Source organism: Phyllobacterium sp. A18/5-2 (assembly GCF_025452215.1).
In the GTDB taxonomy this organism is placed as follows: Bacteria; Pseudomonadota; Alphaproteobacteria; order Rhizobiales; family Rhizobiaceae; genus Phyllobacterium; species Phyllobacterium sophorae.
Map to the genome: position 1 here is coordinate 626,021 of NZ_CP104966.1, position 12,977 is coordinate 638,997.

Annotated in this window: 9 protein-coding genes, 1 tRNA gene and 3 pseudogenes; 7 read left to right on the plus strand and 6 right to left on the minus strand. The window is 59.3% G+C overall.

Going from position 1 to position 12,977, the window contains the following annotated elements; translation table 11 throughout:
- Window positions 1-123 precede the first annotated feature (123 nt).
- A complete protein-coding gene (gene mnmA, locus N8E89_RS03120; protein ID WP_210203748.1) occupies window positions 124-1,314 on the plus strand; it encodes a tRNA 2-thiouridine(34) synthase MnmA in 1,191 nt (396 codons plus the stop codon).
- Window positions 1,315-1,362: 48 nt separating this feature from the next.
- Here the strand turns inward: mnmA and N8E89_RS03125 are convergent.
- A pseudogene (locus N8E89_RS03125) lies at window positions 1,363-2,444 on the minus strand (DegT/DnrJ/EryC1/StrS family aminotransferase).
- Between N8E89_RS03125 and N8E89_RS03130 the strand changes: the two are divergent.
- Entirely contained in the window at window positions 2,328-2,600 is a 273-nt protein-coding gene (locus N8E89_RS03130) for a hypothetical protein (RefSeq protein ID WP_262261996.1), read from the plus strand. The pseudogene N8E89_RS03125 and the gene N8E89_RS03130 sit on opposite strands and share 117 nt — an antisense overlap.
- Window positions 2,601-2,695: 95 nt before the next feature.
- On the opposite strand, the gene N8E89_RS03135 is transcribed toward N8E89_RS03130, so the two are convergent.
- Window positions 2,696-3,655: a Gfo/Idh/MocA family protein gene (locus N8E89_RS03135; protein ID WP_106664273.1), complete on the minus strand. Its 960-nt coding sequence runs from the start codon at window positions 3,653-3,655 to the stop codon at window positions 2,696-2,698.
- 302 nt (window positions 3,656-3,957) lie between these two features.
- Here N8E89_RS03135 and N8E89_RS03140 point away from each other — a divergent pair.
- Window positions 3,958-4,034 (plus strand) — tRNA-Met (locus N8E89_RS03140).
- Window positions 4,035-4,081: 47 nt separating this feature from the next.
- On the opposite strand, the gene N8E89_RS03145 is transcribed toward N8E89_RS03140, so the two are convergent.
- Window positions 4,082-5,149: a DMT family transporter gene (locus N8E89_RS03145; RefSeq protein ID WP_315975673.1), complete on the minus strand. Its 1,068-nt coding sequence runs from the start codon at window positions 5,147-5,149 to the stop codon at window positions 4,082-4,084.
- Between the two features lie 379 nt (window positions 5,150-5,528).
- Here N8E89_RS03145 and N8E89_RS03150 point away from each other — a divergent pair, with 379 nt between their 5' ends.
- Both N8E89_RS03150 and N8E89_RS03155 read left to right on the plus strand, forming a co-directional pair.
- Complete coding sequence (locus N8E89_RS03150) at window positions 5,529-6,389, plus strand: hypothetical protein (RefSeq protein WP_262261103.1); 861 nt, start codon at window positions 5,529-5,531, stop codon at window positions 6,387-6,389.
- 88 nt (window positions 6,390-6,477) lie between these two features.
- Window positions 6,478-7,110: a LysE family translocator gene (locus N8E89_RS03155; RefSeq protein ID WP_113172104.1), complete on the plus strand. Its 633-nt coding sequence runs from the start codon at window positions 6,478-6,480 to the stop codon at window positions 7,108-7,110.
- On the opposite strand, the gene N8E89_RS03160 is transcribed toward N8E89_RS03155, so the two are convergent.
- A complete protein-coding gene (locus N8E89_RS03160; protein ID WP_262261104.1) occupies window positions 7,098-8,015 on the minus strand; it encodes a LysR family transcriptional regulator in 918 nt (305 codons plus the stop codon). The two genes, N8E89_RS03155 and N8E89_RS03160, sit on opposite strands and share 13 nt — an antisense overlap.
- 106 nt (window positions 8,016-8,121) lie before the next feature.
- Here N8E89_RS03160 and N8E89_RS03165 point away from each other — a divergent pair, with 106 nt between their 5' ends.
- Window positions 8,122-8,754: a pyridoxamine 5'-phosphate oxidase family protein gene (locus N8E89_RS03165; RefSeq protein WP_262261105.1), complete on the plus strand. Its 633-nt coding sequence runs from the start codon at window positions 8,122-8,124 to the stop codon at window positions 8,752-8,754.
- 47 nt (window positions 8,755-8,801) lie between these two features.
- Here N8E89_RS03165 and N8E89_RS03170 read toward each other — a convergent pair whose 3' ends face one another.
- Window positions 8,802-8,945 (minus strand): hypothetical protein, encoded by a 144-nt coding sequence (locus N8E89_RS03170; RefSeq protein WP_262261106.1) that lies wholly within the window; start codon window positions 8,943-8,945, stop codon window positions 8,802-8,804.
- A gap of 796 nt (window positions 8,946-9,741) precedes the next feature.
- Here N8E89_RS03170 and N8E89_RS03175 point away from each other — a divergent pair.
- Window positions 9,742-11,734 (plus strand): annotated as a pseudogene (locus N8E89_RS03175) (DNA translocase FtsK); the annotation flags it as partial.
- Window positions 11,735-11,824: 90 nt separating this feature from the next.
- Here the strand turns inward: N8E89_RS03175 and N8E89_RS03180 are convergent.
- Window positions 11,825-12,899, minus strand: a pseudogene (locus tag N8E89_RS03180) (Tim44 domain-containing protein).
- Window positions 12,900-12,977: the final 78 nt, after the last annotated feature.

The window sequence follows — 12,977 nt, forward strand, 5'->3', positions numbered from 1 at the left end:
TTCCCACGGATCAAGAAAAGCGCCCCGGTTGCGACTTCCTGTTGGCAAGCGAAGGTCAATAACCTATATAGAGCCGACAAGTGCGCTGCGCCTTTATGCCGCTGCAAAGAACCGGATCCGCTTATGACACTGAATAATCTCGATCTGCCGGGAAAGCCGGAAGACACCCGTATCGTCGTTGCCATGTCTGGCGGCGTGGATTCTTCCGTCGTGGCGGGCATCTTGAAACGCCAGGGCTATGATGTGGTCGGCGTCACCTTGCAGCTCTATGATCATGGCGCATCGACCCACCGCGCCGGCTCCTGCTGCGCCGGTCAGGATATCGAAGATGCGCGCCGTGTTTCAGAGCGTCTTGGCATTCCGCATTATGTGCTCGATTATGAGGCCCGTTTCCGCGAAGCCGTGATCGATCCGTTCGCTGCGAGCTATGTCAGCGGCGAGACGCCGATCCCTTGCGTTTCCTGCAACCAGACCGTCAAGTTTGCGGATCTTCTGCAGACTGCGCGCGATCTTGGCGCTGATGCACTGGCAACCGGCCACTATATCCGCAGTCATGCCAATGGTGCGCATCGCGCCCTCTTCCGCCCGGTCGATACCGACAAGGACCAGAGCTATTTTCTCTTTGCCACGACGCAGGAGCAGATCGACTATCTGCGCTTCCCGCTCGGCGGACTGACCAAGCCGGAAACCCGCGCCATTGCCGAGGAGCTTGGTCTGACCGTCGCCAACAAGCAGGACAGCCAGGACATCTGCTTCGTGCCGCAGGGCAAGTATTCGGACATCATTTCCAAGCTCAAGCCGGAAGCGGCCAACCCCGGCGATATCGTTCACATCGATGGGCGCGTGCTCGGCCGTCATGAAGGCATCGTCCATTACACGATCGGCCAGCGCCGCGGCATCGGTGTCGCCACTGGCGATCCCCTCTATGTCATCCATCTCGACGCAGCCAATGCACGGGTGGTCGTCGGCCCGCGCGAAGCGCTCGAAACCCGCAAAGTATTCTTGCGCAACGTCAACTGGCTCGGCGATGGCCCGTTGGCGGATATTCCGGAAGGCGGGGTCGAGGTTTATGCGAAGGTCCGTTCCACGCGCCCGCCGCGCCCGGCCGTCCTGCACAACCACAACGGTGAAACATGGGTCGAACTGGTCGATGGCGAAAGCGGCATCGCACCGGGGCAGGCCTGCGTTCTCTATTCGGACGACAGCAATACCGCCCGCGTCTTCGGCGGCGGCTTCATTGGCCGTTCTGAACGCGCACCGCAGGCGGAGGCCATGCTCAAGCGCCTGGCGCAGCAGGGGCACGCGGCGGCCTAGCGCCTTTTTCTCTCCCTTGCGGGAGAGAAAGCCAGCACCAGCGTCCGCCTACTCGCCAAGAAAATCGCGGATCGTGCCGATGATGCGATCCTGGTCGGCCGTGCCAAGATAAGGATGCATTGGCAGGCAGAGAATGTTCTTCGGCAGGGTCTCCGAAACCGGCAGACCGCCTGGCGCGCGCATATAGTGCTCGTAGGCCACCTGCAGATGCAGCGGCTTTACATAATAGATCACCGACGGAATGCCGTTGGCCTGCAGGTGCGCTTTCAGCGCGTCACGGTTCTTCGTTTCGATCGCATACTGCGCCCAGGCCGAACGCGAGCCTTCCGGCATATGCGCCACCTTGACCACATCCTTCAGCCCATTGGCATAGCGCTTCGCCACAGCCTGCCGCGCTTCCATCTCATCTTCGAGAATGGCGAGCTTTTCGATCAGGATCGCCGCCTGGATTGTGTCGAGGCGAGAATTCAGCCCGATGCGCACATTGTCATACTGCGTCTCGCCCTTGCCGTGAAACAGCACCGAACGCAGCACCTCCGCCAGCGCGCCATCATTGGTGAACATCGCGCCGCCATCGCCGTAGCAGCCGAGCGGCTTGGCCGGATAAAAGCTCGTCGCCGCCACATCGCCGAAGGCGCCGCACATGGCATTGTCGCGCTTGCCGCCGATCGACTGCGCCGCATCCTCGATCACGAACAGGCCTTCCCGCGCCGCAATGGCGGAAAGCGACGTGTAATTGGCCGCAAGTCCGAACAGATCGACCGGAATAATCGCCTTCGGCTGCAGCCGGCCCTCGGCGCGTACAGCGGCAATCGCTGCCTCGAGCTGCTCCACATTGATATTGTAGGTGTCGGCGTCGACATCGATGAAAACCGGTTCCGCGCCGGCAAGCGCCACCACTTCCGCTGTCGCCGCAAAGGTGAAGCTCGGGCAGAACACCGCATCGCCCGGACCGATCCCTTTGCCATCAAAGGCATCAGCAGTGCATCGGTGCCATTGGCGCAGGCAATCACATGCTCGACGCCGACATAGTCGGCCAGGCGTTTTTCGAACTCGGCTACTTCCGGTCCGAGAATATACTTGCCTTCGCGCACGACTTTAGCGATCGCCGCATCGAGTTTGCCGCTAATCCGTTCACGCTGTGCGCCGAGATCGATGAACTGCATCATTGCTCCAATATCAAATGTCGCCGCGAATCTGCCGCGGACAACGGTCAAGCCAGCTCTTTAAAATGGCAGCTCGAGGTCTGCCAGAGGCCGCCATTCAAAGTTTGCCTCATCCTTTAACAAGGCGTGGGCCTTGTAACAACGCTTGAAACGCAGGGCAATGCGATTGCATGTCCACAATGCGTGGTTCGCCCCTCGACAAGCGCTTGTTGCTATCAGCTCTTATTGTGCGCGACAGTTCCCGCCGTCAAAATCCGCAAGACCCGGATTGCCTCTTCGCCATCCGTCTTTGGCTGAACGCGCGTCTGGATACTTTCGATGAAATTCTGGCATTCCCGCGTCAGCGGCATGCCCTGCGCGACCTTGATATAGGTCGGCTCTTCGGTGGTCGAAGCCCACTGGCCGTTGTCCTGCCAAATCGAATGCTTGTAGACCGCGAGTTTCTTGTCCCATTGCTCCATATCGTCAAACACGGCCATGGCCTTGGTTCCGACGACGGCCAGGCGGCGCTCGCGGTAGGGGTTGAGCCGCGAGGCGAAGAGATGGCCGCGCACATTGTTGGGGAAGCTCAAATGCAGATGGGCGAAATCACTGAGGTGATCGAGCACGGCAGCGCCCTCGCCGCGCACTTCCAGCGGCTCCGTGCCGGTTATCGCAAGGATCATGGAAAGGTCGTGCGGGGCAAGATCCCAGAGCGCATCGTTCTCCGTATGGAATTTGCCGAGGCCAAGGCGGTGCGAGTGGATGTAGCGCACTTTCCCGAGGTCGCCGGCCTTGACGAGGTCCAGCAATTTCTCGAAGGCGGGGTGAAAGCGCAGCACATGCCCGACCATGAAGATGCGGCCATTGTCGTGCGCAGCCTTTACGGCGCGTTCCGCATCGGGCACCGTCAGGGCGATCGGCTTTTCAACCAGCACGTCCTTGCCATTGGTCACGGCCCTGATTGCAGCTTCCGCGTGAAATTGCGGCGGCAATGCCATGACAATGGCGTCTACGTCCGGGTGAGTGAAGAGATCGTCGGCTTCGATGTGTAAAACGCCCTGCTCGGCGGCAAAGCCCGCAGCGCGATCGCTGTTCTGATCGGAGACGGCATAAAGAGCACCGAGGCTCTTTAATGTACGGATATGGTTGCTGCCCCAATAACCACAACCCAGCACTGCAATCCGTGGAGCCATCTTTTCAGCCTTGTTCATGACGGCATCCATTATCTGGAGCCGGAAACGATGACAAGTGTTGGATGTGAGCAATTGCGCAGCAGGCTGGCAAAATCATGATGCGTGGTTGGTAGCACAACAGGCCCGCAGCGCGATATGGCCGTTTGGTCATTCATCTGCGATTGCTCCAGAAGATCGCTTGACAGGCTGTTGCTCCCCACATATATCCGCCCACGTCCCTGTCACCCGCTTGAAGTGAATGACAGCGCGCACCTCCGGTCTCCTTTGCAGGCAAACCATTGACGGGTCGCGATGAAATGTGGGGCGAAGTAGCTCAGTAGGTTAGAGCAGAGGAATCATAATCCTTGTGTCGGGGGTTCGAATCCCTCCTTCGCTACCATTCAAGCGCACTGGTCCAAAGCTCGTACGCTTACCCGTGAGCTTCTCCTAATGATCATGTTGATGATGTGGGTCGGGAAAATGGGCGTGCGTATGGCTTATAGGCTCGTGCTTGTGTCTATGGCTATGTTTGACGCCGGGCATGACAGCAAAATTATGCCGGTGCTGATGGTGCTCGTCGTGAATGTGTTCATGATCGTGCTCGATCGGCTTGTGAGTGTGCAAATGTTCGTGGTGTTCTATCAGATGAAGCCATATTCCGGCCGCCATCAGCCCTCCCGCACATAAAAGTGGCAAGGTAACAGGCTCACCCATGGCAACGGCAAGCATCGCCCCGATAAATGGGGCAATCGAAAAGTACGCGCCGGTGCGAGCGGTCCCAAGATGCCTCAGCCCTATTACGAATAGCACAAGACTTACCCCGTAGGCCAAAAGCCCTACTACCATTGCACCGGCTATGTTCAACGTCGGGGGAACTGACGCACCAACCAATATTGCGAGTGCGAGATTAACGCCTCCTGCCACAAGCCCCTTAACGGATGCGATCCATGTGGCATCCGATAACGCGACTTTACGCGTTAGATTGTTATCGATGCCCCATGCTAGGCACGCCCCAAGGACCGCCAGAGCAGGCCACAGTCCGGCGAACTTCGCATCGCCAGGCCAACTGAGGACCATTGCTCCTGCGACAATTGCAACCATCCCAACCGCGATACGCCCGTCAAAATTTTCTTTGAAAACGAACCACGCAAGCAGTGCAGTAAATACGCCTTCGGCGTTCAAAAGCAGCGAAGCGCCGGAGGCAGGCATGCCGGTTAACCCAAACATCAGGAGAACCGGACCAATCACGCCCCCCGATATTACGGCGCCGACAAACCACGGTAATTCTGCACGCGTTAGACCTGCGGCGGGCGACTGATTGACCCAACGATAAATCTTGAGGCCGACACCCGAACCCAAGTACAAAAGTGCGGCAAGCATCCACGGATTGACAGATGTGAGCAACAACTTGGCCAGCGGAGTTCCAGCACCGAAGAGTGCGGCTGCACCAAGGGCTGCAAACACTCCTGTCTGTGACAGGCGTTTTGGTCTCATTTTTTCAATCCCTTGTTGCACGGTGCCTCAAAGTAGCAGCACAGGATTTATGCTGTAAACTTCCCAATACCGACGGCATCGAGTGCGGCGGAGGATCGAACTGCCTTCTTTGGGGGGAACGCTCGAAACGAGCCTTCGCTACCATTGCCTCTTCCAATTCCAGGATATGATTCCAGATCAAGGCAGAGAACGGGTTTGCCAATATTTCGGGATCTCCGCATCGCGGGACGCCACCCGTTTGTTCGGTTATGCCCATTTGAAGACCGCCCGGAGACAATTTTTCCCCGCTATTCCTGACCCGAAGTAAGTAGGTTCCCCGCCCCCTAATCCATTTAATCTAAACAGCGCGGGTGCTATAATATCCGTTTGGGAAAAGGAATTGTTTTGGGGGGAGTAAGACATGTCTACTCAAGATACACCCGGGCCAATCAGCCAGCGTTTTACGCTGAACAGCACCATCAATACAGGAACGATCTACATTTGTGCCGCGATTGGCGGTTTTATCGCCGCGGTTGCTGATCTGGTCCAGAAGGAAGAAGCATCCGCGGTCGAAAAGATCACCAAGGTGTCGGCGCGCCATCTTGAACTGACCGTCCAGCCCCTTTGGACCTTGTCGCTTCTGGTCATCCTCGCAGCGGCGCTTTGCTTTGTCTTTCAGCCAAAGGACCGCAAACAGTCATTTGGCGTTGGCGTTGGCATCATTGCAGCCATCATGACACTCACGCCGTACAAGGGACCGCTTACGGGGGCGCCGATCGACCCGCCAGCCGTGACCGACCCAGCGGAAAGCTATTACGCGCCGGCGATGGTTCATCGCGTCAGCGACAAAGGCGGATTTCTCAGCGGATCAAAGCGGCCGGGGAAGAACGGTCTGACCGAAGGCCAGCTTGCGTTCACCGTCTCGAACGCGACCAGCGACGAGGCGGTCATTGCAGCGTCAATCTTTGTCGGTTCGCGCGACTACTACCAGAAATACATTGCAAATCCTGGCTCTGATGTCACCTTTGCATTCCAGCTGCCACCCAATGTTCGCGGGCAAAAAGTATCCTATGCGCTTGAAGTCAACGGCAAGCGCCTTCCGAACCGGACGCTTACTCCCGGCGCTGACGGTTTCGCCGTGTCGGCGGAGATCAGGTCCGATATGACGACCGTACAGGAGTTCGACGGATCGGATATGGAAGAATATTCGACCAAGCGTAACGTCAACGGCAGCTTTACGAGGAAACTGCAGGATAAGCTGTTCAACAACTATCGATGGTAGTGCGTGGCCTGTCACTTCTCCTTGAATCTGCGGCCAAGGCATTGTCTAGTCGGACCCGACGATCTGGAATTGCGACAGGAGCCAAAGCATGCCGTCGACCGAGCTGTTCATTGCCTTTCTCGCCACCACGGCGATCTTCGCCTATATCCCCGGTCCGGCCATGCTCTATGCTGCAGCACAGACGATAGCGCGCGGCCGCGGCGCGGGCCTCATGGCATCGCTTGGTATTCATCTTGGTTGTTACGTGCATGTCATTGCCGCCGCCGCCGGGCTATCGGTGCTTTTTCACGCCGTGCCCATGCTCTACATGGCGGTCAAATTTGCCGGTGCGGCTTATCTGATCTGGCTCGGCATCTCGCTGTTCCGCGCCAAGGCGCAAGGCGAAGTTGCCCTGCCCGGCATCGAAGTGAAATCCGGGCGGCGCGCCTTTTTCGAAAGCATCAGCGTCGAGGTTCTCAATCCGAAGACCGCGATTTTCTTCATGGCTTTCCTGCCGCAATTCATCGACGCATCCGCTGCGTTTCCGGTCTGGGTCCAGTTCGTCATTCTGGGAACCATCGTCAATCTGATGTTCTCGTCCGCCGATATCGTGTGCGTGATACTCGCGGGTGCGGTAATTTCCAGGCTGCGGCGCTCAAGCCACGCGCAGCGCCTCATGCAGCGTGCCGGTGGCGCGATGCTTGTTGGGCTCGGCGCCCATCTCGCCTTTCAGAAAAGCTGATCCGAACCCGCTATGCGGTCGCCGGCCCTCAATCTCGGGACGGCGAAATCCAGAAAGGCCCGCAGCTTCAGCGGGACCAGCCCCTGTGCAAGGTAGATGGCGCTGACCGGCCACGGCGGCGGCTCGAATGGCTCCAGCAGCATCTGCAGTTCGCCTGCGGCGATGGCGCGCGCGGCCTGATATGAGAGCAGCCGCGTCACCCCAAGTTGCGCTACTGCCGCATCAACCGCCGCTTCCGCTGTGGTCATGCTGAGCCGGGAATGAACCGGCACGGCGACCTCTTTCCTGCCGCGCATGAACGTCCAGACGCTTGGTGAGGTGAACCCCTCGAATGTGATGCAGTCATGCAAGGCAAGGTCTTCCGGCCGCTGCGGGATGCCGCGCCGTGCCAGATAGGCCGGGCTCGCATAGGCCGCACGCCGGATCGAACCCACTTTGGTTGCAACCATGTTGCTGTCCGGCAAATTGCCGATGCGGATCGCAAGGTCGACATGATCCTCCACCAGATTGACCAGACGATCGCTAAGGCTCAGCTTGATATTGATCTCGGGAAAGGCTTTGAGAAACTCTACCACGACCGGCAGCACATGCAGGCGTCCGAACACGACCGGCGCGGTGACTGTGAGATCACCCTTCGGCGTTGTGTATTCGCCCGTGGCGGCACGCTCGGCTTCGTCCACCTGTTCAAGTATGGCCCTGCTGGCTTCGACATAGGCGCGTCCGGCATCCGTCAGCAACAGGTGGCGGCTCGAACGGATGAGCAAACGCGTGTTCAGATGCGCCTCGAGATCGGCAACTTTCCGGCTCACGGTGGCGAGCGGCATGGCGAGGCGCCGCGATGCGGCCGAAAGGCTGCCGGTTTCGACGGCTGCGATGAGAACGGTCATTGCATCGAGGCGATCCATGGCATCTTCCATTTTTCGGGAGGAATACTTCCGATAATCCCTTCTACAGCGATTTGATGGAAGAAGCTATTCTCATGGGCCAATCACGAATCCCAAGGATCCGGCCATGTCATCCGCACCCGTCTTTTCCAGCGATGTCGCCTTCACGCCGACGGTCAAATCGATCCAGACCCGCAAGGGCTCGCGCGACGGCTATGCCGGCATGGAGCAGCGCGGCGCGTGGCGCACGGGCATTACGCCGGACCTTGCGCAATTCATCCAAAGCCAGATCAGCGTGTTCCTTGCCACCGCCAACAGCGAAGGCCAGCCCTATATCCAGCATCGCGGCGGGCCTGCGGGTTTCCTGCATGTCCTCGATGAGCGGACCATCGCCTTCGCGGATTTCGCCGGCAACCGCCAATACATCACGCAAGGCAATCTCGCCGACAATGCGAAAGCCTATCTCTTCCTCATCGATTACCGCACACGCCAGCGGGTAAAACTTTGGGGCAAAGCGCGCGTGGTCGAGGGTGACGCCGGCCTCATGGCGAAGCTGATGCCGGAAAATTACCGCGCGCGGCCGGAGCAGGTGATCCTGTTCGAGGTCGCGGCCTGGGACATGAATTGCCCGCAACATATCCCGCTGCGATCTGAAGCAGCCGAGGTCGAGGCGATCGTCGCTGAGCGCGATGAACGTATCAAAACGCTCGAGGCCGAGCTGACCCGCCTGCGCAATATTGGAGCTGGTGACAGCGGCTAGTGCGCAATCACTTCTTGCGTTTGCGCTTTGGCTCGGCTGGCTTGCCATCAAAAAGATCGCTGCCGGAAGGATCGGCAATCGATCTCATCGGCACCGGGTGCCGGATCGGCCTTTGCCTCGGTCTTGAGCTTGCCCGTATTTGCCGAAGCGGATTTCGGCTCATTGTCTTTCAACGCGAATTTGATCGCCATGCCACAGTGCCTTTTCAAAAATGGATATGAATTACCGCTCGCAATAAATCATCCTGAGCAAATGCCTAGCATGAAATGGCGAATATCCCGCACGAATTCCGCCATGCGATACCGCGGTCCTGTGGCCATCCTGCCACGGCGCTGAAATCGATGGCCGGGAGCGGCAAAAGTAGGAAGTTGTTAACCTTGGTTTCCTATTCAAATGGGGAGCCCATCGGGTAACTTTCACACCATTCCGTTTGCAGGCATCATGCGTATCCCCAGAACAAATTTTCCAATTAAAACAGATGAATACGGGTTTGAAGACGATTTCGGGGAGCAGCCGGTCCGTGCCGAAACACGGCCGGTGATTCCCGCAGCCACGGCGCAGGCCCCATCCTTGCTCGGCCGGTCCGCACCGGCGGCTTACACCAGCCCGCAATATGAGCCGGTTGTCGTTAGACGTCCGGCCGTGGCGCCGGTCACGAACAGGCCGGCTTCGCCCATGGCCACGCGCCCTCAGCAATCAGCGTCGTTAAACGTCGACCCATCTTCGCTGCCCATCTCGAAACGCATGTTCTCGCTGTCCGAAAACGTGCGCTTCACGCGCACGCCCGACAGCGAGCTTCTGAAGGGCAAGGAAGCGCCGGCACTTGAAGCACCAATCAAGACCGCAGCGGCGCCCCAAGAGCTGGTGGTCCCCGCCCCGCTGCCCGTTCGGCGCGCGCCGACGGAGCTGCCAAAATCACCTGTATCGCCTGCGGTGCCGCCAAAAACGCCGCACGCGGTTCGCACCGGCCCCGTCATGCCCGATCCAAAAACCCCGTCGCCGGACAATTCGCCGTTCGCGTATGTCTCGGATTTCGCCTTTTTTGAATCGATGGATATCCCCGTGGACGCCGCACCGGTTGCCGCCGTCGCCCGTTCAAAGCCGAAGCCCCGGTTCAGCCCGGATGAAATCACCGCACGCTTCCGTATCGTCGAGTGCAAACCGCATCGGCCTGTGGAGGACGCGCCGAAACGGCAACTTGCCGTGCAGCCGCCCGATCCGGAGCCAATTGCTGAGCCCCCTGTTGAAGCAGAAGCGTCCGGGCCGGAATTGCAGGTGACCGGTACCATCGAAACGGCCCCGGTTGCCGTTGCCGACCAGGTTCCCGCCGCGCCAGTGCCTGCACTCGCACGGCGCCGCGACATTGCTCCCGTCCAGCCGCCTTTGCCGCCAAGACAATTCGCCATCCCCAGCCCCGTGGACGCATGGTCGCAGCACGGAGGTTACGAAAAGCCTCCGGTGACACTGCTGCAGGAGGCAGTCACGCAGGATACCGTCACCATTTCGCAGGAAACGCTGGAACAGAACGCCGGCCTTCTGGAAAGCGTGCTGGAAGATTTCGGTATTCGCGGCGAAATCATCCATGTACGCCCCGGACCTGTCGTCACGCTCTATGAATTCGAGCCGGCGCCGGGCGTCAAATCCTCGCGCGTCATCGGCCTGGCCGACGATATCGCCCGCTCCATGTCTGCACTGTCAGCACGCGTTGCGGTGGTACCCGGCCGGAACGTCATCGGCATCGAGTTGCCGAATGCGACACGCGAAACCGTCTATCTGCGCGAAATGGTTGCATCTGACAATTTCGACAAGACCAAGTTCAAGCTGGCGCTTTGCCTCGGCAAGACCATCGGCGGCGAACCGGTCATCGCGGAACTCGCCAAGATGCCGCATTTGCTTGTTGCCGGCACCACCGGCTCCGGCAAGTCGGTCGCGATCAACACCATGATTCTCTCCTTGCTTTACCGGCTCACTCCCGACGAGTGCCGCCTGATCATGGTCGATCCGAAGATGCTCGAATTGTCGATCTATGATGGCATCCCGCATCTCCTGACACCGGTCGTCACCGATCCGAAAAAGGCTGTCATGGCCCTCAAATGGGCGGTGCGAGAGATGGAAGACCGCTACCGGAAAATGTCCAAGCTCGGTGTACGCAACATCGATGGCTTTAACGCCCGCGTCACCGGCGCTCTGGAAAAGGGTGAAACGGTCATGTGCACGGTACAGACCGGATCTCGACAAGGGAACCGGCGAGCCGCAATACGAGCAGGAGGCGATGGACCTTACGCCGATGCCCTACATCGTCATTATCGTTGACGAAATGGCCGACCTTATGATGGTCGCGGGCAAGGATATTGAAGGCGCGATCCAGCGGCTCGCCCAGATGGCCCGCGCTGCCGGCATCCATCTGATCATGGCAACGCAGCGGCCATCGGTCGATGTCATCACCGGGACCATCAAGGCCAACTTCCCTACACGTATCTCGTTCCAGGTAACGTCCAAGATCGACAGCCGTACCATTCTCGGAGAACAGGGCGCCGAGCAGCTGCTCGGCCAGGGCGACATGCTGCACATGATCGGCGGCGGGCGTATTTCCCGTGTTCATGGCCCCTTTGTTTCCGACGAGGAAGTCGAGAAGGTCGTGGCGCACCTGAAGGCTCAGGGCCAGCCGGACTATCTCGACACGGTCACCGCCGACGAAAGCGAAGAGGACGAGCCCGAGGCCGACGACAGCGCGGTCTTCGACAAGAGCGGTATGGCTGCCGAGGATGGCAACGAGCTTTATGATCAGGCAGTCAAGATCATCCTCCGCGACAAGAAATGCTCAACCTCCTATATCCAGCGCCGACTGCAGATCGGCTATAATCGCGCCGCCTCGCTCGTTGAGCGCATGGAAAAAGAAGGCCTCGTCGGACCGGCCAATCATGTGGGAAAGCGTGAGATCCTGCATGGCAACCGGGACAATGCGGCTGACATCCAATGACAAATGTAGTACGGCCGATGCGTTCCATCGGCCGTACTACAGGTTCTTGTTTGACGGCCGCTCCGCCTGGGCGGAGCGCAATAAGGGTTGTTAGGCCGCGTCCTGAATGGCCGCCAGCTTCCAATCGGAATTGGGCTTGCGCACGAAAGTCCAGACTTCCCTGGTCTGCGAAGGTTCGCCGTCATCGCCGTTGACGACCCGGCCGGTGTTACGGTCGAGCATCGCATCGACGCTCGAATAGCGCATGGCTGCGGTGGCATATTCCGCATCGCCTTCGGCCCAGGCCTCAGCAATGTCGCTCTGGAGCAGCTTGACATTGGACACGCTGTTCCGCAGCCCGTCCGTGGCATTCTGACCGAGTTCTTCAGCCAGATAGGACATGGCCTCGGGTGTGGTCAGGCTGCGCAGCGCGGCGTAATCTTCCTTGCCATAGGCGGTCTGGACTTCAGTCAGGAGCTGCTCGAACCTGTCGAGATCGTCCTGTTTCAGGCCGATTTCGTCCGATGCCGCCGTCAGTCCCTTTGCCGCATAGCCCTGGCCGGATCCTGCTGTGCTCCGTCCGGCAGTGCTCTGGTCCACAGTACGGCCTGCAGTGTCCTGGCCCGAGGCACTCTGGCCAGCACCGGAGCCAATCGTCGGAACGCGGAACGACTGAGACGCTGAAGGCTGTCCGCCATAAGAACTGCGGCCAAAGGACGGGCTTGCACCGGCTATCGCCGTGGAAGGCTGACGCGACCGGAAGAACCGCATGGCGAGCATGATTGCGCCGATGACCAGCGCGATCTGCAGCAGCATGCCGAGCATGCCGGCAGCGCCGCCGAAACCGTAACCGAGGAAAGCACCGATCAGGCCGCCCAAAAGCAGGCCGCCGATCAGCGAACGTCCCATGCCACCAAACAAACCGGGACGCTGCTGTCCAGCCTGCGGCTGCGCCGCCGTTGGCTGGTTCTGTGGCCGCGGTGTCATCGAAGCGTTCGATCGGCGCAGCCGGAGCAGGTGCGGTGCGCGTTGGCGCTGGCGCCTGGAATGTACGGGTCCCGCGGCTGCCGAAACCACCGCCACCTGCCCGCCGGGCGTCAGCCTCATACACAGCGCTGAACGACACCGCCAATCCGATGACGAATATCGCCGCAATCCGGCCAAGGTGGGAAAGAACAAATGGCATGCAGTCAGTCTCCTCTACGTAAGGCACATAACCTCGTCTCGCGCATATGGGGAAAGGGACAGACAATTTTAAGGATCG